Annotated in this window: 24 protein-coding genes; 6 read left to right on the forward strand and 18 right to left on the reverse strand. The window is 73.1% G+C overall.

The annotated features are described in order from the left end of the window. The 17 genes from ACFVIM_RS19495 to ACFVIM_RS19575 form a co-directional block, all read right to left on the reverse strand. On the reverse strand, nucleotides 1–948 hold a 948-nt coding region (locus ACFVIM_RS19495; protein ID WP_384302787.1), incomplete at its 3' end, for an acylphosphatase. Next, a complete protein-coding gene (hypB, locus tag ACFVIM_RS19500; protein ID WP_384302789.1) occupies nucleotides 945–1,712 on the reverse strand; it encodes a hydrogenase nickel incorporation protein HypB in 768 nt (255 codons plus the stop codon). The genes hypB and ACFVIM_RS19495, both read right to left, overlap by 4 nt. Before the next feature lie 18 nt (nucleotides 1,713–1,730). Beyond that, nucleotides 1,731–2,102 (reverse strand): hydrogenase maturation nickel metallochaperone HypA, encoded by a 372-nt coding sequence (locus ACFVIM_RS19505; RefSeq protein WP_384302791.1) that lies wholly within the window; start codon nucleotides 2,100–2,102, stop codon nucleotides 1,731–1,733. A gap of 162 nt (nucleotides 2,103–2,264) precedes the next feature. Beyond that, nucleotides 2,265–2,369 carry a DUF6893 family small protein gene (locus ACFVIM_RS19510; RefSeq protein WP_384302793.1) on the reverse strand — a complete coding sequence of 35 codons (105 nt, stop codon included), beginning with the start codon at nucleotides 2,367–2,369 and terminating at the stop codon, nucleotides 2,265–2,267. A gap of 223 nt (nucleotides 2,370–2,592) precedes the next feature. Then, the gene (locus ACFVIM_RS19515) at nucleotides 2,593–3,210 is read right to left on the reverse strand and encodes a hydrogenase maturation protease (RefSeq protein ID WP_384302795.1); all 618 of its coding nucleotides are present in this window, start codon (nucleotides 3,208–3,210) and stop codon (nucleotides 2,593–2,595) included. Then, the gene (locus ACFVIM_RS19520; RefSeq protein ID WP_384302831.1) at nucleotides 3,207–4,628 is read right to left on the reverse strand and encodes a hypothetical protein; all 1,422 of its coding nucleotides are present in this window, start codon (nucleotides 4,626–4,628) and stop codon (nucleotides 3,207–3,209) included. The genes ACFVIM_RS19515 and ACFVIM_RS19520 overlap by 4 nt, the downstream gene beginning before the upstream one ends. Nucleotides 4,629–4,654: 26 nt before the next feature. Beyond that, nucleotides 4,655–5,302 (reverse strand): DUF6084 family protein, encoded by a 648-nt coding sequence (locus tag ACFVIM_RS19525; RefSeq protein WP_384302797.1) that lies wholly within the window; start codon nucleotides 5,300–5,302, stop codon nucleotides 4,655–4,657. Next, complete coding sequence (locus tag ACFVIM_RS19530) at nucleotides 5,299–6,051, reverse strand: DUF5947 family protein (protein ID WP_384302799.1); 753 nt, start codon at nucleotides 6,049–6,051, stop codon at nucleotides 5,299–5,301. The genes ACFVIM_RS19525 and ACFVIM_RS19530 overlap by 4 nt, the downstream gene beginning before the upstream one ends. Next, nucleotides 6,048–6,506, reverse strand: a complete 459-nt coding sequence (locus ACFVIM_RS19535; protein WP_384302801.1) for a thioredoxin — start codon at nucleotides 6,504–6,506, stop codon at nucleotides 6,048–6,050. The genes ACFVIM_RS19530 and ACFVIM_RS19535 overlap by 4 nt, the downstream gene beginning before the upstream one ends. Beyond that, entirely contained in the window at nucleotides 6,503–8,287 is a 1,785-nt protein-coding gene (locus tag ACFVIM_RS19540; RefSeq protein ID WP_384302803.1) for a nickel-dependent hydrogenase large subunit, read from the reverse strand. The genes ACFVIM_RS19535 and ACFVIM_RS19540 overlap by 4 nt, the downstream gene beginning before the upstream one ends. A gap of 57 nt (nucleotides 8,288–8,344) precedes the next feature. Next, nucleotides 8,345–9,391: a hydrogenase expression protein HypE gene (locus ACFVIM_RS19545; RefSeq protein ID WP_384302805.1), complete on the reverse strand. Its 1,047-nt coding sequence runs from the start codon at nucleotides 9,389–9,391 to the stop codon at nucleotides 8,345–8,347. A gap of 142 nt (nucleotides 9,392–9,533) precedes the next feature. Then, complete coding sequence (locus tag ACFVIM_RS19550) at nucleotides 9,534–10,337, reverse strand: aminoglycoside phosphotransferase (protein WP_384302833.1); 804 nt, start codon at nucleotides 10,335–10,337, stop codon at nucleotides 9,534–9,536. 74 nt (nucleotides 10,338–10,411) lie between these two features. Further along, nucleotides 10,412–10,552: a hypothetical protein gene (locus ACFVIM_RS19555; protein WP_384302807.1), complete on the reverse strand. Its 141-nt coding sequence runs from the start codon at nucleotides 10,550–10,552 to the stop codon at nucleotides 10,412–10,414. A gap of 353 nt (nucleotides 10,553–10,905) precedes the next feature. Then, on the reverse strand, nucleotides 10,906–11,157 hold the full coding sequence (locus ACFVIM_RS19560) for a hypothetical protein (RefSeq protein ID WP_384302809.1): 252 nt from the start codon (nucleotides 11,155–11,157) through the stop codon (nucleotides 10,906–10,908). Beyond that, nucleotides 11,154–11,372: a hypothetical protein gene (locus ACFVIM_RS19565; protein WP_384302811.1), complete on the reverse strand. Its 219-nt coding sequence runs from the start codon at nucleotides 11,370–11,372 to the stop codon at nucleotides 11,154–11,156. The genes ACFVIM_RS19560 and ACFVIM_RS19565 overlap by 4 nt, the downstream gene beginning before the upstream one ends. Further along, nucleotides 11,369–11,785 carry a hypothetical protein gene (locus ACFVIM_RS19570; protein WP_384302813.1) on the reverse strand — a complete coding sequence of 139 codons (417 nt, stop codon included), beginning with the start codon at nucleotides 11,783–11,785 and terminating at the stop codon, nucleotides 11,369–11,371. Before ACFVIM_RS19570 ends, ACFVIM_RS19565 begins: the two co-directional genes overlap by 4 nt. Next, complete coding sequence (locus tag ACFVIM_RS19575) at nucleotides 11,785–11,988, reverse strand: hypothetical protein (protein ID WP_384302815.1); 204 nt, start codon at nucleotides 11,986–11,988, stop codon at nucleotides 11,785–11,787. The genes ACFVIM_RS19570 and ACFVIM_RS19575 overlap by 1 nt, the downstream gene beginning before the upstream one ends. A gap of 180 nt (nucleotides 11,989–12,168) precedes the next feature. On the opposite strand from ACFVIM_RS19575, the gene ACFVIM_RS19580 reads away from it, so the two are divergent. The 5 genes from ACFVIM_RS19580 (at nucleotide 12,169) to ACFVIM_RS19600 (ending at nucleotide 17,298) form a co-directional block, all read left to right on the forward strand. Continuing rightward, nucleotides 12,169–12,999, forward strand: coding sequence for a Scr1 family TA system antitoxin-like transcriptional regulator (locus ACFVIM_RS19580; RefSeq protein ID WP_384302817.1), 831 nt, complete (start codon nucleotides 12,169–12,171; stop codon nucleotides 12,997–12,999). Further along, nucleotides 12,996–13,205, forward strand: coding sequence for a DUF397 domain-containing protein (locus ACFVIM_RS19585; RefSeq protein ID WP_384302819.1), 210 nt, complete (start codon nucleotides 12,996–12,998; stop codon nucleotides 13,203–13,205). The genes ACFVIM_RS19580 and ACFVIM_RS19585 overlap by 4 nt, the downstream gene beginning before the upstream one ends. A gap of 79 nt (nucleotides 13,206–13,284) precedes the next feature. Further along, the gene (locus tag ACFVIM_RS19590; protein ID WP_384302821.1) at nucleotides 13,285–13,410 is read left to right on the forward strand and encodes a hypothetical protein; all 126 of its coding nucleotides are present in this window, start codon (nucleotides 13,285–13,287) and stop codon (nucleotides 13,408–13,410) included. Beyond that, on the forward strand, nucleotides 13,407–13,607 hold the full coding sequence (locus tag ACFVIM_RS19595; RefSeq protein WP_384302823.1) for a DUF397 domain-containing protein: 201 nt from the start codon (nucleotides 13,407–13,409) through the stop codon (nucleotides 13,605–13,607). Before ACFVIM_RS19590 ends, ACFVIM_RS19595 begins: the two co-directional genes overlap by 4 nt. A gap of 328 nt (nucleotides 13,608–13,935) precedes the next feature. Continuing rightward, nucleotides 13,936–17,298 (forward strand): amidohydrolase family protein, encoded by a 3,363-nt coding sequence (locus ACFVIM_RS19600; protein ID WP_384302825.1) that lies wholly within the window; start codon nucleotides 13,936–13,938, stop codon nucleotides 17,296–17,298. Nucleotides 17,299–17,483: 185 nt separating this feature from the next. On the opposite strand, the gene ACFVIM_RS19605 is transcribed toward ACFVIM_RS19600, so the two are convergent. Beyond that, a complete protein-coding gene (locus tag ACFVIM_RS19605) occupies nucleotides 17,484–18,008 on the reverse strand; it encodes an RICIN domain-containing protein (protein ID WP_384302827.1) in 525 nt (174 codons plus the stop codon). A gap of 174 nt (nucleotides 18,009–18,182) precedes the next feature. Here ACFVIM_RS19605 and ACFVIM_RS19610 point away from each other — a divergent pair, with 174 nt between their 5' ends. Further along, nucleotides 18,183–19,769 carry a BTAD domain-containing putative transcriptional regulator gene (locus tag ACFVIM_RS19610; protein WP_384302829.1) on the forward strand — a complete coding sequence of 529 codons (1,587 nt, stop codon included), beginning with the start codon at nucleotides 18,183–18,185 and terminating at the stop codon, nucleotides 19,767–19,769. Nucleotides 19,770–19,919: the final 150 nt, after the last annotated feature.

Below are 19,919 nucleotides of genomic sequence, written 5' to 3' on the forward strand. Positions count from 1 at the left end.
GGGCCGCCGCGCCCCCGGCCCGGCACCCCCCCCTTTGTTGGGGCCGCGGCGCCGCCGTAGCACCACGATCGGCCGCACCGGCCCGGCCAGCGCGGCCCGCTCCGCCGCGTTCAGCGACACCAGCGGCTCGATCTCGGACAGCTCCCGCACCATGAGGGCGAACGGCTTCCGCCCCCGGTTCTTGCGCCGCCGCAGCAGGGCGACCGCGTCCGGGTTCCGGGCGTCACAGGCCAGGTGGTAGCCCCCGATGCCCTTGACGGCGAGGATCGCGCCCGTCGCCAGCAGGGCGCGGGCACGGCCGACGGCGGTGTCCCCGGTCGCCTCGGCGCGGGGTCCGCCGCCGTCGGCCGCCGGGGTGAGCAGGGTCAGCCGGGGCCCGCAGTCATGGCAGGAGACCGGCTGGGCGTGGAAGCGGCGGTCGGCCGGGTCGGCGTACTCGCGGGCGCAGCGGGCACAGAGCGGGAAGTCCGCCATGGTGGTGTGGGCGCGGTCATAGGGGAGCGCGGTGGTGATGGTGAACCGGGGGCCGCAGTCCGTGCAGGTGATGAACGGATGGCGGTGCCGCCGGTTGGCCGGGTCCCTCAGCTCGGCCAGACAGGGTTCACAGGTCGCGATGTCCGGCGGGATCAGGGTCCGCCGTGGTCCGGCCCCGGCCCGGGAGGGGGCGATGGCGAACCCGGTCGCGCCCGTGGCGGTGACGGGTTCGTGCCGCACCGACGCGACCCGGGCCAGTGGGGGAGCGTCGGTCGCCAGCCGTCGGCAGAAGCTCTCCACCGCCTCCGGCAGTCCCTCCACCTCCGCGAGAACGCCCTCGCCGGTGTTGGTGACATGCCCGGAGAGCCCCAGCTCGGCGGCGAGCGCGAAGACGAAGGGCCGGAACCCGACCCCCTGGACCAGCCCTTCGACGGCGACCCGGCGCCGCAGGGGTGCTTGCTGCTGGGTGGTCACCGGGAGTCCGCCACCGGCAGGGGCTCGTGCGGATGGGAGTGCGGCGGCTCACCGTCCGCCGGGTGTGTACGGCCGGGCGTGCGGGCCATCACCGGCTGGTGCGGCACGGCCCCCTCCCGTACCGCCAGCGCCCGCTCCAGCAGGGCACCCACGCCCCGGCCCTCCCGTACGGAGGTGAAGACGACCTCCACCCCGGGGTTGACCCGGGCCACGTTCTCCAGGAACGCGGCCTCGTCGAAGCGGGCCGCCTCCGCCAGATCCGTCTTGGTGACCAGCACCAGCTGGGAGAGGCCGAACGCGGTGGGGTACTTGAGCGGCTTGTCCTCGCCCTCGGTGACGGCGGCCAGGGTGACCCGCAGCGACTCCCCGAGGTCATAGGCGGCCGGGCAGACCAGATTGCCGACGTTCTCCACGAACAGGATCCGGGTCTCGTCGGGCAGCCACCCGGCCAGATAGCCGCGCAGCATCACCGCCTCCAGATGACACAGCCCGTCGGTGAGCACCTGCTGCACCGGAACGCCCGTACGCGCCAGACGGCGGGCGTCGTTCTCCGTCGCCAGATCGGCGGTGACGGCGGCCACCGGGATCCCCCGCTCATGGGCGAGGGCGAGTTCGGCCTCCAGCAGGGCCGTCTTGCCACTGCCCGGACTGGAGAGCAGATTGACGGCCACGGCCCCCCGGTCCGCCAGCTCCGAGCGGAGCGCGCGGGCGCTGTCGTCGTTGTGGGCGAGGACCGCCCGGCGCAGATCGGACGTACGGCACATGGGGTTACGCCTTCCTGGTCAGCCCGTGGCGCCCGCCGGGCCTTCGGCCCAGTCGACACCGCGAATCCGCAACTCACGGCCCGCGAGCAGCTCGACCCGGGCGCCTCCGGAACACCGGGGACAGCCCAGGTCCGGCGGTATCCCCGGGGCCCACTCGACGGCGCAGGGCCCACAGCGGGCCCGTGCCAGCACGCGCCGCGCCTCCAGGGCCGCGCCCTGAAGGACGGTCCCCTGGGAGGCGAGCCCGAAGCAGAAGTCCAGCGCTTCGGGCACCACCCCGGCCAGCTCGCCCACGTCGAGCCGGACGACCGCGACCGCCGTCGCACCCCGCACGGCGGCCGCCTCGGCCACCTGATCCACCACGGCGGCCGCGATCGACATCTCGTGCATCGGCGTGCCTCGTTCCACGGCGGGGGCGGACGGCCTCCGCCGCGCGGGACGGGCCGTGACAGCGCCACCATTGGACGTCCCGGAACCGGGAGGGCCGGGGAGCCACGCCGTCAGGTGGCCCCGGGAGCAACCCCAATGGCAGCGCGTCCGGTCACCCGCGCGTCACATGCGCGAGATCCGCAGATACCGCTTGAGGTCGGGCAGGGTCTGCCAGAGCAGCACGCCGACAGCGGTCGCGGCAGCGGTGATCGCCACACTCTTCACCACAACGATCTCCTCCCTCCGGGGAATCGGGATGATCCGTGCGGTGAGCCGCACGGAGGCGTTACGCCCGGGCCGGGCGGCGGGGGCACGTTCGGGGGCGCGGCGGGCGATCCGGGTCCGACGCGATGGGCGAGGAGACCGCCGCCGCTCTTCCCGGGGAGGTGAGCCCGGCGGCGGGAACCGGCGGCCGGAACACGACGGAACCGGTGGCCGCGCGCCCGGACCCTCATGCCTGGTCCCCGGGCGCCGGAAGCCCGGCTCCGGCCCTGTCGGACGCGGCCCGTGGGAGGCCGGCCCCGGCGGCTGCGGCCCGTGGGCGACCCGCCCCCCAGGACGGTTCGGGGGCCGGTTCGCCCGTGGCCAGCACCTCCCGTACCAGCGCGGCCGCCGGGTCCACCGCCGCCGCGACGGGCTCGCTCAGACCGATGCCCTCCGCCAGCGAGGCCGGTTCGCAGCCGACCACCAGGATCCGCTCCGGCGCGCTCGCCCCCGTGCCCGCGCTGAGGGTCGCCAGCAGCGCGAGCACCGTGTCCGGGCCCATCCGGTGGCCGTCCAGCGGTGGCGGGCCGCCGGTCTCCAGCGGACCGGCGTCCGGCGCGACGAGGCTGACGGTCCCCGGGGCGAGGCCCCGGGAGAGGGTGTCGACCAGCACCACGGTCCCGTACCCGTCGAGGAGCTGATAGGCGAGGTGGACTCCCCGTACCCCGATGTCGCGGATCTCGACCCGGTCGCCGCCCGGCAGCGGCGCCCCGGCGCCGAGGCGCCGTACCACCTCCACACCGAAACCGTCGTCGCCGAGGAAGACATTGCCGATCCCGGCGACCAGCGTGCGGCGCGCGCTCACGGGCCCTCACCTCCGCCGCCCGCCGTCAGGGGGGTCAGCTCGTCGGGCTGGAAGTAGCGGAAGCGCCCCTGGCTGCGCCACAGGTCCGCGCCGGGGTCGTCCTCGATGGTGACCGCCACGTGCACCGAGCCGTCGACATCGTGGAGGACGGCCTCCACCAGGGCGGTGCGGCCGTGCAGAAAGGCGTCCTGGGCATCGGTGCGGCGGCGGCCGGGGCCGAGCAGGACCCGGCTGCCCCGACCCACCGGATGACCGCCGATCAGCACGTGGTCGCGGTCCGGATCCACCGTGCGGTCCGCGCCGGGATCCCACCAGGGGACCTCCTCACGGGCCCCGGCGGAGGCGTCTGCGGTGACCTCGCGCAGCGCCCGCACCGCGCCGTGCAGCCGTTCCAGGACCTCCGGCGGCATCGTGTCGGCGAGGTCGACGACGGCGCCCGCGCGGGCGTCGGTGCCCCGGGCCTCACGCTTCTCCCGGTCGGTGAGGGCGGCGGTGCGCAGGGCGAGGATCTCGTCGATCTCGGTCGCGTCGTAGAGGGCGCCGGGGCTCTCGGGGGCGAGCCGGGGCCGGTCCTCCAGGATGATCGGGGACGACAGCACGACGGTGCCGTCCTCGTCCGCCAGCACCGGCCAGGTGTGGTCGTTGCGGCACTCGGCGGCCGAGGCCCGTGCCCAGCGGGGCGGATCGGTGGCGGACAGGAAGGTGCCGCCGTCCAGCGCGAGCAGCAGATGCGCGGAGACCAGCGCGTGCGCCAGCGCGGCCTCCCGCCGCTCGCCGCCGCCCGGCGACCACCCGGTGGTGTTGTGGACGGTGGCGCTCAGCCGCAGCGCGCCGTAGGGGCCCGGCGTCTGACGGGTGCTCAGGGTCAGGGTCGCGCTGACCGCCTCGCGGGCCCACCGCAGCCGCCCGACCCGGCTCCCGCCCTCGTCCAGCGGCTCCTCCTCCTGGCGGGCGGGCAGGGTGAAGGGGACCGTGACGCCGCCCTCCCGCGCCAGCCGGTCCACGGGGACCAGCAGCCGGACCCGTTCCTCGGCGCCCTCGTCCCAGGGCAGGACGGTCCGGTCGGCCAGCTCCAGGACGGCGACGGGCTCATAGCCGCCGCGCACGGCCTGCTGCACCGCGCGCCGCCGTACCCGCAGAAAGCGCAGCTCGACCGCGAGCCGGGCGCCCGCGCGCGGTTCCATGAGGCACTCCGTGCGCTGGTGGGAGTGCTCGCCCCGGTCGGCGCCGTAGCCGGGCGGCATGAGGACGCCGAACTGCCAGCGCAGCTGGTTCTTGGCCGCCGAGGCGCGATAGGGATAGAGCACATACCCCTCGAAGAGGACGGTGTCCGCGACCGCGCGCGCGGGGGCGAGCCGCCGCTCCAGACCGTCCGGGAACTCCTCCACGCGCGGCCCGGCGCCGTCTCCCGTACGCACGACGGTCCCGTCGCCCCGGGCCCCGCTCACCGCGCCGCCCCCTCGCCGCTGTCCACCGCGCTGAGCAGCGTCCGTACGGTCGCCTCCCAGGACGGCAGCGCCCGCCGGGTACGGAACTCCAGCAGACCGTCCAGGAGGTCACCGGGCAGCCGCAGCCAGCCGCAGCCCGGGAAGTGCTGCTCGATCATCTCCCGCCAGACCCGCGCCGGAAGGCCCACCGTCGCCTCGCGGTCCCAGGAGACCGGGCTGACCTGGAAGCCGCTGGGCCCGCTGAAGGCCGTCCCGGAGAACAGCAGCCGCAGGGGTACGTCACCGTCGGCCAGGGCGCGGAAGTAGCGGGTGGCGGCGATGTCCAGGTCATAGGTGCAGGGCACGGGGACATCGGTCTCGGTCTCCCCGGTGAAGCCGGGCACCATCACCGGCACCTGCGCGAACTGGATCGGCTTCAGCGTGGTCGCCCAGCGGGAGCGCTCCCCGAACAGATCCCGCAGCCGCTCGCCCTCGGCCCGGTCGTAGCCACGGCGCGCGGGCTCGATCCGGACCTGGCAGCGCAGGGCGAGCGCGTGCACCTGGACCGGGGCGGCGGCGCTGACCCGGAGCCGGAAGACGAGGGTGGGGCCCGCCGCGTGCCGGTCGGCCCGCACCCCCGTACAGACGAAGTCGAGATCGGTCATGTCCGTGCCTCCTCGCCCGACGGCGCCGCGCCCGATGCCTCCCCGCCGTGCGAGGGCCGGGCCAGCGGCCGGGCCCGGGCCGCCAGCGCGGCGAAGAAGGCGTCGAGTTCGGCGCGCGCCTCCGCGCCGCCGTCGAAGCCCTGCCAGCGCAGCCGCATCCGGCCCACCAGCTCGTAGCAGAGGTCCACCGGGACCAGATAGCAGCGGATCAGCTCGCCGTCCCGGCGCAGCAGCAGCGCCTCCACATCGGGTTCGAGCGCGGCGGCGAGCGCGCTGGAGCCGAAGACGGCCCGCCAGGCCCCCTCCTCCAGCTCGCTCTCGGTCGCCCCGGCCGGACTGGGGTAGCAGAGCACGGGTCGGCCCAGACCGCTGTCGTAGAGCAGGAAGGCGGTGCTGACGGGGATCCTCAGCTCGGCCCAGGCGGCGGCGTCCAGTGCGTAGTCCGGGTCGGTGAGATGGCGCTCCGGCAGCGGGCGGTACCGTCCGGCGGCGGCGCCGGACCGGTGGAAGAGCAGGGAACAGGCCGGGCAGGCGCAGACGAGGGCGCGCCGCTCGGTGTCCGCGAGATGGCGGTGTCCGGCGGGGGCGAGCCGCTGCCCGCAGAAGGCGCAGCGCTCGGGGCGCGGCGCGGGGCGGCGCAGCTCCCGCAGCGTGGCGAGCCCGGCGCGGCTCGGGTGCGCCGCGCCCGTGCCCCCGGCGGGCCGGGTGTCCCTGTCGCGTCCGCCCGGCTCCGTACGCGTCGCGCTCATCGTGACGCCTCCACCGGGCGGTGGCCGATCTGGAGCAGCGGCGCGGGCGCCGACTCCCAGACCACACCGGTCACTTCGGGGGCGTGGCAGGCGAGCGCGGACTCGACCTCGCGGGTCCCGCCACAGCCGCAGCCGCCGGGCGGGCGGCGCAGGGTCAGGGTCCCGGCGGCGGCGTCGAAGGCGCGGTACTCGGCGCCGGTCCCCTCCAGGGCCCGGCCGATCCGGGCGGCGGTGGACTCCGGGTGCAGCTCGTGCAGGACCAGCAGTCCCGCCGCCGCCGGGTCGTCCAGGACCCGCGCCAGCGCCCCTTCGGGCAGCGCCCGCAGCAGGGCGGTGAGCCCCTCCTCGTAGAAGGCCATCAGCTCGCGGGTCAGCTCCTCGGCCCGTTCGCGGCACTCACCGGTCAGGCCGTCGAGGACGCCCGCCAGCCGCCGCCCGGTCTCCTCGGCCGTCATCCGGCCAGTCCGCTCAGCCCGGTCGGGACATGGAGCTGCTTGAGGGTGCGTCCGCCGCCGACGTACATATGCACACCGCAGGGCAGACAGGGGTCGAAGGAGCGTACGGCGCGCATGATGTCGATGCCCTTGAAGTTCTCCGGGGAGTTCTCCTCGAAGATCGGCGTGTTCTGCACCGCGTCCTCATAGGGCCCCGGGGTGCCGTACGTATCGCGGACGCTGGCGTTCCAGGGCGTCGGGGGGTACGGGTGGTAGTTGGCGATCTTGCCGTCGCGGATGACCATGTGGTGCGAGAGGACCCCGCGCACGGCCTCGGTGAAGCCACAGCCGATCGACTCGTCGGGCACCTCGAACCGCTCCCAGGTCTGGGTGCGGCCCGCGCGGATCTCCGCGAGCGCCTTCTCGGTGAAGTGCAGGGCCGCGGCGGCGGCGTACGCCTGGAAGTAGGTGCGGGCCCGGTTGCGCTCCAGCGCGTTGCTCCACTGGGGGATCTTCCACTCGAAGGTGGTCTCCGGCTTGGTCATCGAGCGGGGCAGGTTGATGACCACGCTGTGCCCGGTCGCCTTGATGTACCCGATGTCCACCAGCCCGGACAGGGCGGTGGACCAGAGCCGGGCGATGGGACCGCCGCCGGTGTCCAGCGCCAGGTGCTCCTTGCCGTCGAACCAGCGCGGGGACATCACCCAGCTGTACTTGTCGTCGAAGTCGCGTTTCTGCGGCGCGGGGATGGTGTGCTGGTTCCAGGGGTGGCGGGGGTCGACCGGGTTGCCGAGCGGGTCATGGCGGACGAACAGCTCCTGGCCCTCCCAGTCGTCGTAGTAGGAGCTGCCGAGCAGGATCCGGATGCCGAGGTTGATCTGGGTGAGGTCGTTGGTGACCAGCTTGCCGTCGACCACCACCCCGGGGGTGACGAACATCCGCCGCCCCCAGTCCGTCATGTTGCGGTACGTGAAGTCGCAGTGGTCCGGGTCGTTGAGACTGCCCCAGCAGCCGAGGAGCACCCGGCGGCGGCCGACCTCCTCGTATCCGGGCAGCGCCTCGTAGAAGAAGTCGAAGAGGTCGTCGTGGAGCGGCACGACCTTCTTCATGAACTCGACGTACCGCATCAGCCGGGTGAGGTAGTCGGTGAAGAGCTGGACGGTGGCGACCGTGCCGACCCCGCCCGGGTAGAGCGTGGAGGGGTGCACATGGCGGCCCTCCATCAGACAGAACATCTCCCGGGTGTAGCGGCTGACCTGGAGCGCCTCACGGTAGAACTCGCCCTCGATGGGGTTGAGGGCGCGCATGATGTCGGCGATGGTGCGGTAGCCGTGGTCGCCCGCGTGCGGGGCCTCGGTGTGCTCGGCGCGCTCCAGGACACCGGGGTTGGTCTCGCGGACCATCCGCTCGCAGTAGTCGACGCCGACCAGGTTCTCCTGGAAGATGTTGTGGTCGAACATGTACTCGGCCGACTCGCCGAGGTTGATGATCCACTCGCCGAGGTGCGGGGGCTTGACCCCGTAGGCCATGTTCTGGGCGTAGACCGAGCAGGTGGCGTGGTTGTCACCGCAGATGCCACAGATCCTGCTGGTGATGAAGTGGGCGTCGCGGGGGTCCTTGCCGCGCATGAAGACGCTGTAGCCCCGGAAGACGGACGAGGTGCTGTAGCACTCGGCGACCCGCTTCTGCTTGAAGTCGATCTTCGTGTGGATGCCCAGGCTGCCCACGATCCGGGTGATCGGGTCCCAGGACATCTCCACCAGATCGCCGCTGTGCGAGCTGGCCTTGGTCGTCGGTGCCATCGCGTTCTCGTGCCCTTCTCGGTGCGGGTGGGTGCTCGGTGCGTCAGGTCCGCCGGGTCACCGGTGGTAGCCGGTCGTCAGGGTGCGGCCGGTATGGCGCCACTTGGGTTCCTTGTCCACCGTCCGGGTCGTGATCGACCGCAGGCGGCGGATGGCCGCGCCGTACGCGGCGCTGGCGTTGCTGGAGATATGCGAGCCGGGCGGGGCGTCCATGAACGGCATGAACTTGTCCGGGAAGCCCGGCATGGTGCAGGCGATACAGATGCCGCCGACGTTGGGACAGCCGCCGATCCCGTTGATCCAGCCGCGCTTGGCGACATTGCACTTGACGACCGGGCCCCAGCAGCCCAGCCGGACCAGGCATTCGGGAGTGCCGTACTCGGCGGCGAACTGGCCCTGCTCGTAGTAGCCGCCCCGGTCGCAGCCCTCGTGCACGGTGGCACCGAAGAGCCAGGCCGGCCGGAGCTTGTCGTCCAGCGGGATCATCGGCGCGGAGCCCGCCAGCTGGTAGAGCAGATACGTCAGGGTCTCGGCGAAGTTGTCGGGCTGGATGGGGCAGCCCGGAACGCAGACGATGGGCAGTCCGGCCTTGGAGGTCCAGTCCCAGCCGAGATAGTCGGGCACGCCCATTGCGCCGGTCGGGTTACCCGCCATCGCGTGGATCCCGCCATAGGTGGCACAGGTGCCGATCGCCACGACCGCCGTCGCCTTGGGCGCGAGCCGGTCCAGCCACTCACTGGTCGTGATGGGCTGCCCGGTCTCGGGGTCGTCGCCGAAGCCGCACCAGTAGCCCTCCTCCTTGATCTCCTCATTGGGGATCGACCCCTCGATGACCAGCACGAAGGGCTCGATCTCGCCCCGCTCGGCCTTGAAGAACCACTCGACGAAGTTGTCGGCGCCCTGGACCGGACCGCACTCGTAGTCGATGAGCGGCCAGTGCACGGCGACGGGGGGCAGCCCGGGGAGAGCACCCGTCACGATCTCCTCGATGCTGGGCTGCATGGCCGCGGTGAGGGCGACGGAGTCGCCGTCACAGCTGAGCCCGGCGTTGATCCAGAGGATGTGTACGGGGCCGGTGTCCTGGGTGGTCGCTGTCCCGCTCATGAGGGTGCCTCCTGGAGTGGGGAGAATCATAGGAAAACCCCCTTAAAGGTCATATCACCTTCCCTCTGGGAGTGTCGCCCGGGCGGGCGGTTCGGCCCGCGCGGGGCCGTGGGGAGGCATCCGCCTCCTGGGTCCGGCCGGGTCAGCCCCTGCCGCGAGAGGTGAGGAAGGCGGCCCACGCGTCGGCGGACCGGGCGATCGAGTCGGCCGTGGCCCTCCCCTCGGCGGCGAGGTCGTGCCAGCGCCGCGCCTCGGCCCGCGCGAGCACGGCCACCGCCCCCGGGTCGGCCGCCGTCCAGCCCGGCACCCGGGCCGCCCACCGCCACGCCTGCTCGGGAGAGTGCCCGCCGGTGGAGACCAGCCGCATCCCCCACAGCGCCGTATCGATCCACGCCGGGCCGACCGTCGCCCAGGACCAGTCGACCAGACGGGCCCGGCCGCCGCTCTCCACCAGGACGTTGGTCGAGGCCGGGTCGGTGTGCAACAGCTGTGAGCCGCCGAGCAGTTCCCGGTCACCGTCGGCGCAGTAGTAGCCCCAGCGGTCCCAGGCGGTGGGCAGCCGCACTCCGGGCGGCGCGGGCAGGGGCGCCAGCTCGGCCAGCGCCGTGGCGACCGGCGCCAGGTCCGGCGAGCCGGGCACGAAATCCGCGTCCCGGCCCGCGACCCCCTCGAAGGCCAGGAGGTGCCAGCCGTGGCCGTCGACGCGCCACAAGACCCGAGGCGCGCTCGGGGGCAGGTGCGGGTTCACCGCCTCTTCGAGATCCAGCTCGTCCACGGGCGACCAGCCGGGCCCCCACCAGGAGTCGTCCTCCGCTGGACCGGCACCGGTCGCGGGGACCCGCTCGCGCTGCCCCTTGACGAAGACGAGCGCTCCCGATTCCAGCTCCAGCAGGGACGCGACCCCGGCCGCCGCCGAGTGCTCGGCATCGCGGGCGGTGAACGCCATCCCGAGGCGCTCCCCGACCGCGCCCACCACCGCCCCGGGAAGCTCCGCCCAGCGGATGCGCCCGGACGTCACCGTCAGTTCCCGGGCACGGGCGGTACGGGCGGGTTCGGGGGAAGCGGCGGGTTCTTGTCCGGAGTGACGGGCCCCGGCGGACGCCCGGCGGGCTTCGGCGTCACGGGCCCCCGGGGCGGCTTCTTCGCCTCTGCGGTGCTCATGGCGAGCAGCGTAGGTGACGAACTGGCCCCAGCCGGAACCCTCGTTGGGGTCTCCTGGTGGGTGAGGTGGGCTCGGGCTTGGTGGCGGCGGAGGAGGACGCGGCAGTCGGTGGCGCGGGAGTAGTCGTAGACGCTGTGCGCGTCGCGTTCGGCGGTGATCAGGTCGTGGCACGTCTGACAAGCGGGCACGGGCATGGGTGTGCCTTTCGTCGGTGCGGTGGAGTGGATGAGGGGTGATCGGTGAGGGGTGGTCCCGGCCATCGGACAGGCCATGGCGAGGGCCGGGACCGGTGAAGGGCCTGGACCGCAGCAGCGAAGCCCCCCGGCCTCCCGGTATCGGACCGGGAGGGGTCTTAGGTGTGGCCGCGCTGCCGCTTCTCCCGCTCGGTGCGCAGACGGCGTGCGGCGATCCAGCCCCGGATCTCCACGCCCTGATCGAGGAGCTGCTCCCGGAGCCACTTTGTGTTGACTCCGTAGTCCTTCGCGAGGCGGGTCAGGGGCGCGCCCGCCTCATAGCGGGCGGTCACCTTGTCGATGGTCCGCACCACCCGGTCCCGCCGCCGCCGGGCCAATTCGGTGAGCTGACCGGGTACGGGGGCGGTCACCTTTTCCCCGCCCGCTGTTGCTGGTGGAAGTAGAGGTGGTTGGCCTCCCGGGCGTTCCTGGTGGGCACACCCCAGGCGCGGAGCTGCTCACCCAGCCATCCGGCGCTGACGCCGAACTCACGCGCCAGCCGTCTGGCGGACTGCCCGTCGCGGTAGCGGAAGATGATGGACTCGCGGATCGCGAGCACGCGTTCACGGTTGGCGGAACTGGTCATACGCACGGGTCCTTCGGTTCGGTCAGGGCGTGATCGAGAAAGAGGCGGGCACGGGCGGGCGCCCACTCGGGGTTGATGCTGAACAGGTAGTGGTCGACACCGTCCGGGAAGATCACGGAGACGCTCCGCCCATCGGCGAGCCGCCCCCACAGATAGCGCCGCTTCACGGGGTCGGCCCGCCACGCACGGATCCGGGCCGCCCCGTCCATGACGGGAGCGGACGCGAGACGCATACACGGCGCGGGGACGGGATCCAGCCGATCGGCGACATGGTCCATCTGGCAGTAGAGCCACCGCAGCGCACATTCCGTGTCCTGCGTCCGCAGCATCGCTACCACGCACGGCACGATCTGGCCGGAGCGGTAGACGGGGCCGATCCCGACGACGCGGCAGGCGTAACCAACGACGCGCATCACCAGTCGCCGTCCCCGGAGTCCCGGAGGATCCGGTACAGCTCCGCGTCTAACTCCCGCTGGCGCGCCTGGGCCGCGAGGGACCAGGACCACTCATCGACCGCTTCAGCGTCCAGGCGGAGCCGTAACAGATCGAATCCGAGCCCCAGCCGGTCCTCGGCGGCCCCGAGGGCGAGCGTGAGCCACAGCCACAGGCGCGTCACGGGGACCAAACCCGGGCAATGATTGTTTCTTTCGTTGAGGGCTTTCTGAGGGCGCTAAAGTCCCAGCCGCACACGGCTACTCCTCTCCTTAGCGATTCCGCTGCCAAGGAGTTGCAGCGTGGACTACGGTCGGCTTGGACATCAACTAATCCGTCCCGCTAGAAGAGTTAGGCGAACTGGATGGTGAACCGCAAGGAACTGAACCCGGACAGGTCTCCGCGTGAGAAGTTTGGGCTGCTTGTGCGCGGCTTACGGGACGAGCGTGGTTGGACTCAGGAAGAGCTGGCCCGACGGCTCGGGTGCACTGGAGCGCATGTCTCCGCCGTTGAAACTGGTCGCAGGCCAGCAACTCAGCAGTTTGCCAAGGCTCTTGATCGTGTGTTCGGATTGGGTGATCGCCTCGAACGCCAGAGCAAAGCTGGGCTTCAGACCTCGTTGCTGGACGGGTTCTCTACATATCTCTCGCACGAGGCCCGTGCGGCGGAAATCCGCTGGTTTGAATCAGGAGTGATCCCTGGTCCGCTCCAGACACGGGAGTACGCGCAGGAACTGGCGCAAGGCGCTGTCGAACGGGACGACATCACTCCCGAACAGGCTGTAGATCGGGTAGACGTCCTGATAAGGCGTCAAGCCGCGCTCGTCCGCGCGCCAGCACCGCTAATCTTCGCCGTGCTGGACGAAAGCTGCATCCGACGACAGGTCGGAGGCTCAGAGATCATGCGAGCACAGTTTGACCGACTGCTGGAGTTTGCTCGCATGTCCAGCACGACTCTTCAAGTGGCTCCGTTCACGATGGGAGCACGGAAGCCTCTCGTTCGGATGGTCAGCCTGCTGACTCTGCCCGATCGATCCCTGGTGTCCTGGGAAGAGTCACAGACCCATGGGTACCTAGACCGTGAGCTGTCATCCGTCCTGCCACTGGTGAAGAATTACCATCAGCTACAAGCAGAAGCGGCCTCGCAGGCGGAATCCGTCGCCATGATCGAACAGCTACGAAAGGGCACCCTGTGACCACCACCTCTCCCCCCTCTCGGTGGGTCAAGTCGACCTACAGCCCTGAGAACGGCGGCAACTGCATCGAATGGGCTCCCGCCCACGCGTCCGAGACCGGCGCCGTCCCGGTCCGTGACAGCAAGTGCCCCACGGGTCCCACGCTGGCTGTGTCCCCTGGGGCGTGGGCGGGGCTGGTGTCGCTCGCCCGCAGCGCGGACGTGTAGCCCGCAGCGTAAGGAGAGCCCCGTGCCCGCCAAGAGGTGGGTGCGGGGCTCTACTGTTCTCCGGCGGTGGAGGGGGTGAGTGGGGCTCGGCCACCGTCAGCGCGGCCGGGAACACGCCTCCGTGCAGGCGGCGCTGGCCAACTACCATCAGTTGCAGGCCGAGTTCCTGAGCATGATGAGTCAGGTACGAAAGGGCACCCTGTGAATACCGAATCCCTCTTCTGGATCAAGTCCTCGTACAGCAGCAACGGCGGCAACTGTATCGAATGGGCTCCCAGCCACGCGTCCGCCACCGGCACCATCCCCGTCCGTGACAGCAAGCGCCCCAGCGGCCCCGTGCTCAGCGTGTCTCCTCGGGCGTGGGCGGGGCTGGTGTCGCTCGCCCGCAGCGCGGACGTGTAGCCCGCGACGTAAGAAGAGCCCCGTACCCGCCACCTGGTGGGTGCGGGGCTCCGCTGTTCTCCGGCAGGGGAGAGGGTGCGAGGGGCTGGCCCCACCGTCAGCGCGGCCGGGTCCTCGCCGCGCCCGCCGCGCTGTGAACGCCCGGTGAACTCCCATGCGCCACTTCACTCCCACGGCCTCGCAGGCCCCATCGTGGAAGCGTGGCCCGTCAGCATGGACGACGACGGCAGACGAAGGGCGTGCGCGGCGGGAGGCGCGCACGGCGAGGCGCGCGGGCCCACGACCGGGCGGCACACCGCCACCGCACGACGAGAGCGAGTTCCCCGTCATGGAGCCCGACAGCGACCACGCACCAGCGGAGCAGCCGGACCGGGTGGCCACCGGTGAGGAGGGCGGGCCCGTGTCCGCCCCGCGTGGTGAGACCGGCCCCGCCGCCCCGACGGCGCCCGACGCCCGGGGGCCACAGGCCCCAGCCAACTTCCTACCGCCCCTGACCCGCCGTCATGTCCTCGCCGTGGCGGGTACGGCCACCGCCCTCACCGCCCTCCCCGCGCCCGCCCTCGCGGCTCCCGCCGCCGCCCGCACGGCCACCGCCCTGACCACTCTCCCCGCGCCCGCCCTCGCGGCCCCCGCGCCCCGCCCGGCCCCCGCCCCGCTGCTCCTCACCGCCGCCACCAACGGCGCCGGTACCCTCTCGCCCACCGGCGCCCTGATCGCCGATGTCCAGAGCACCTTGTGGGCCGTGCCCGCCGACGGCGGACGCGCCACGGCCCTCACCCTCCCGGGGGTGGAGCCGAACCGGCCGGTCCACTCCCCGGACGGCACCCTGATCGCCTTCTCCGGCTACCAGGACGGCACGTACCAGATCTGGACCGTACGCCCCGACGGTACGGAGCTGAGACGGCGCACCCACGGCCCATGGGACCACCGGGGCCCGGCCTGGTCGCCGGACGGGACCCGGATCGCCTTCGCCTCCGAGCGCGGCGGCGACCCGGTGACCGGCGCGCCCTACCGGATCCATGTGCTCGATCTGCGCACCGGGGCGGTGCGGCGGCTCACGGGTGTGCCCGGACAGCAGGGCCCGCTTCAGGACGGTCCGTGGGAGGACGCCGACCCCACCTGGTCCCCGGACGGCACCCGGATCCTCTTCGTCCGGGCCAAGGGGGTGACCACGCCCACCGGCGCCCCCGCCCTGGAGGCCCGCACCATCGCGGCCGTCCCCGCCGCCGGGCCGGGGCCGGTGACCGTTGTCCACACCTCGGCCGAGCCGGGGCAGTTGCTGGCGCCCGCGCTCGCCCGGGACGGGCGGCTCGCCGTGCTGCGGACCACCCCCGCCCCGCAGGCGTCGTGTGTCCTGCTGGTCGACGGCCGCCCGGTGCCCGTGCCCGGTGACCTCGCGGCCGTGCCGCCGCGCTGGACCCGCGCCGGAGAGCTGCTGCTGACCGTGGACGGCCGCTTCACCCTCGTACGCCCGGAGACACCCCAGCGGACCCGCACCCTCCCCTTCGCCGGGGAGCTGCCCGCGCACCGGCCCCGCTACCGGGTCAAGGAGTACGACTGGGGCTTCGACCGGGTCCGTCCGGTGCGGGGAGTGCAGCTGCCCGCGCTCTCGCCCGACGGGACCCGGGTCGCGTTCGCCGCGCTCAACGCGCTCTGGCTGGCGGACGTACGCGGCGGACGGCCACCGAGGAGGCTGATCCAGTCACCGCCCACCCGGTTCCTCTTCGGGCCGGTGTGGGCGCCCGACGGGCGCTCCCTGCTGTACGCGGACGACCGCGACGGACTGCTCGGCATCCACCGCCATGACCTCGCCACCGGCCGGGAGCGCGCCATCGCCCCCGGCGGCCGGGTCCACCCGGCGCTGTCGCCCGACGGAACCCGGCTCGCCGCCTTCGACCTGACCGGACGGCTGGTCCTGCGTGACCTGGCGACCGGCGCCGAACGGGTCCTCGCCGCCCCGCTCACCGGCGGCGGACTGCCGGGGCGGCCGAGCTGGTCACCGGACGGACGGCGGATCGCGTTCTGCGACCGCAACCGCCTCAGCCTCCGCTTCCGCGAGGGGTACAACCTCATCCGGATCGTCGACACCGTCAGCGGCGCCGACCGGCTGCACCAGGTCGCGCCCCACACCTCGCTCTCCGACCGTGGCGCCTCCGGGCCGGTCTGGTCACCCGACGGCCGCTGGCTGGCGGTCATCGTCGAGTCCGCGCTCGCGCTGCTGCCCGTGGCGCCCGACGGCACCCCGGCCGGGCCGCCGCGCACCCTCACCGACGAACCCGCCGACCACCCCTCCTGGTCCGGGGACTCCACGACCCTGCTCTATCTCTCCGGCACCCGGCTGCGGCTGACCGGCGTCGACGGCGGCCCGGCCCGTACCGTCCGGGTCCCGCTGGACCGGCCCCGGCCGGTGCTCAGCGACACCGTCGTCCACGCGGGACGGCTCTGGGACGGAACGGGGGAATCCGTACGGGATGACGCCGACGTCCTCGTCCGCGACGGACGGATCGCCGCCGTCGAACCCCACCGCGCCCGGCGCCGCACCCGGCTGCGCCGGATCGACGCCTCCGAGCGCACGGTCCTGCCCGGACTGTGGGACAGCCATGTCCACCCCTGGACCGAGATCTACGGCGCCCGCCAGATCGCCGCCCAACTCGCCTACGGCATCACCACCACCGTCTCCCTCGGCGGCTCCGCCCAGGAACAGGCCCGGCTGCGCGAGACCATCGCCGCCGGACTCCTCGCCGGGCCCCGGCTGCTCACCACCGGGGAGATGCTCGACGGGTCCCGCGTCGCCTACAGCATGGGCCGCGCCCATGGCACCGAACGCGGACTGCGCCGCAGCCTGGAACGGGCGGAAGCGCTCGACTGGGACCTCGTCAAGACCTATGTCAGGGCGCCCGGCTGGGTGATGGACCAGTCGACCCGGTTCGCCCGGGAACGGCTCGGCGTGCGCTCCGGCAGCCATCTGCTCACCCCCGGGATCCAGCTGGGCCAGGACCTGACCACCCACCTCCAGGCCACCCAGCGCGGCGAGGCGGGCCACGCGGTGACCGCCTCCGGCCGCGCGTACGAGGACGTCCTGGCCATCTACGCCCGCTATGCCGAGCGGGGCTTCGGCCTGATCGCCACCCCGTTCACCGCCACCCCGCTGACCGGCGCCGACCCCGCCCTCGCCGAGGACCCCCGGGTCACCGCGATCCTGCCGCCCTGGGACGCCGAGGCGGTACGGAAGGCGGCGGCCACCCCGCCGACCGCCGCGCAACTGGCCACCCTGGACACCGAGACCGCCGTCTACCGGCGGGTACTCGACGCCGGAGGGCTGGTCGCCCTCGGCACCGACGCCCCCCTCACCCCGCCGGGCCTCGCCCTCCATCTGGGCCTGCGCGCCCTGCACCGGGCCGGACTCTCCCCGGCGGCCGCGCTGCGCACCGCGACCGCGCTCCCGGCCCGCCTCTTCGGCGCCGAACGCGACCTCGGTACCGTCGCCCCCGGTCTGCTGGCCGATCTGACGGTGGTCGACGGCGACCCGTTCACGGACTTCTCCACCCTCGTCCGCACGGTGACGACCCTGCGTAACGGCATCCCGTACGACACCTCCGCCCTGGTCGCCGCCTGGCCACCGCTCGCCCCGTCCACCGCCCTGCACGAGGTGGCCCACTTCCTGCACCGGGACGCGTGCTGTGGGGGGTGATCCCTGACGCGAGGGGGGCCGCGGGATCCGGCCGTGGTGGCCCGGCGGCATGGCGTCGCGGCGTGTGACCGACCCCGCTGGTCACCGTGCCGACCAGCGGGCACGGGAACGGGGGCATCGCGGCTGCGCGTCCACGCGGCCCTCGCCCGCTGCGGCGCGGTCGGCCCGGTGACCGTGAGTCCGCCTCAGCGGCGGTACTTCCAGGTCTGCACGGTGAGGTTGTTGCAGTGCCACTGCTGGAGGCGGGTGCCTATCCCGCCCCAGCCCGTGACATCCACACAGAGACCGCTTCTGAGGTTCCTGATGGTGAAGGAGTTGTTGGGGGCCGAGATCAGCGCCCACTGCTGCATGTTGCCGGTCCAGCAGGTCCACTGCTGGAGGGGGACACCGACGCCGGTGCCCGGGGCGTCGAGGCACTTGCCGCTGTTCATGTTGACGAACTGGTAGTAACGCCAGCCGTTGACGGTGCTGATGTGGTCCAGTCTCCATTTCACGGGCGGGCCGCCGTGACAGTCCCAGATCTGCACCGGGACGCCGTCGGGCAGGCCGCCGTAGGCCACGTCCATGCACTTGCCGTTGAAGTCGACGACGATGTCGTACGGGCCGTACGAGGTCGCCCGGGCCGAGTTCCCCGCCGCCTGTGCCGGTGTCGCGGTCAGGGCGACCGCCAGCGCCGCCGTGCTCGCCGCCGCCATGGTGCGTACGCGCATGCCTTCCCCCCAGAGGAACGAGGTCCGCCGGGCAGCTTGTCCCGGCAGCCGACACGCTTGCCCCGCACCCTGTTCACGGACCTTGCGGCGACCTTGCGACCCCGGTCAGCATGGGGACACGACCCGCTCTCTCCCGGCACAGACGACGGCTTGGGGGCTCATATGGAGTTCCGGATGTTCGGCGAGATGGACGTACGGGTGGCCGGGCGGGCGCTCGACGTGGGCACGCCACGGCAGCAGACGGTGCTGGCCGCGCTGGTCGTCGACGCCCGGCGGCCGGTGCCGATCGAACTGCTCACCGACCGGGTGTGGGGCAGCGCGCCGCCCGCCGATCCCCGTGCCGTGCTCTACTCGCATCTCAGCCGGATCCGGCGGCTGCTGGAGCGGGCGGCCGAACTCGATGGCGGGCCGGCCGTGCGGCTCGAACGGCGGCACGCGGGCTATCTCCTCGACATCGACCCGGGCCTGGTGGATCTCCACCGGTTCCGGCGCCTGGCAGCGGAGGGCGCCGACCCTCGGCGTGACGACGGCGCCCGGTCCGCCACGCTCGCCACGGCCTTGCGTCTGTGGCGGGGAGTCCCGCTGGCCGGGCTTCCCGGTGACTGGGCCGCACAGGTCCGGGAGAGCTGGCAGCGGCGGCGGCTGGACGCGGTGGAGCAGTGGGCGCGGATCGAACTCCGGCTCGGCCACCCCGGCGCGGTGATCGCCGCGCTGCCCGATCTGGCCACCGAGTATCCGCTGGTCGAGCCGTTCGAGGCGCTGCTCATCCAGGCACTGCGTACGGCCGGGCGGAGCGCGGAAGCACTCGACCGTTACACGCTGGTCCGGCAGCGGCTGGCGGATGAGCTGGGTGCCGACCCCGGTCCGGAGTTACAGGCTCAGTATCTGTCCGTCCTGCGTGGCGAACCGCCGCCGCCACCCGGGAACTCCCACGCGTCGGCGGCGTCCGTGCGTGCCCCCGTGGCCGACCCCCCGGAGCCCGGTCCCGGCGCCGGCGAACCTCTGCCCGCCGAACCTCTGCCCGCTGAGCCTCTGGCCATGGAGCCTCTGCCCGCCGAACCCCTGGCCAGCGAGCCTCTGCCCGCCGAACCCCTGGCCAGCGAGCCTCCGCCCACCCAACCCCTGGCCGTCGAACCCCTCGTCGCCCCCGCGCCACGCTCCTCCCGGCGCACCGTGCTGACCGCCTTGGCCGTCGTCGTCCTTCCCGTGACCTTCGGGGTGGTGTACGCCGCCCAGGGGGACGAGCGCGGCGAACGCCCACCGGACCCGCCCCCGGCCCCGCCCCCGCCTCCGGTCGAACGCGCGCGGGCCCTGTTCGCCGAGGCCCGGCGGCTTCAGCGCGCGGGCCGGACGGCCGAAGCGCGGAAGGCCCTCGTCGGCGCGGTGCGCCGCTACGGGAAGCTCCTCGCGGGGAACCCGGAACGGGACGGGCCGGTCATCGCCCCCTCGGTCGTCCAGGCGCTCGGCATGATCGGCGTGGACTTCAGCGTCCCCGAGGCCGCGTTGCGCGGCTGGCTCGCCAACCCGCTCCACTCCGCCTATCCGTGGCTCTCCCAGACGCTTCTGCTCCAGGGGTGGCGGTTCACGGCACCGGTGTACCTCGACGTCATCACATGGAACTACGAGCACACGCCGGGCGCCCGTTCCCCCCGTGGCCTCGCGGCGGTCCGGCTCGACATCCTGCGAGCGGCCGTCCTCGAAGGCTCGAACTCGCGCCACGGGACGAGCGTGACGGAGTTCCGGCAGCTCCTCGGAGCCTGAGAACCGAGGTCATGGCGAGCCCGTGTCGGTCTCCGTCGCGGGTGACGTCCGGTGACGGGGTGGTGGTCACGCGGGCCCCGGGTGGGGACGGCTTCCCCGCCCCGGGTCCCGGTGGCACGGTCGCCCGTTCCGCGCGCGTGGGGCCCGGTC

Origin of the sequence: Streptomyces sp. NPDC057638, assembly GCF_042800315.1 — a bacterium.
In the GTDB taxonomy this organism is placed as follows: domain Bacteria; phylum Actinomycetota; class Actinomycetes; order Streptomycetales; family Streptomycetaceae; genus Streptomyces.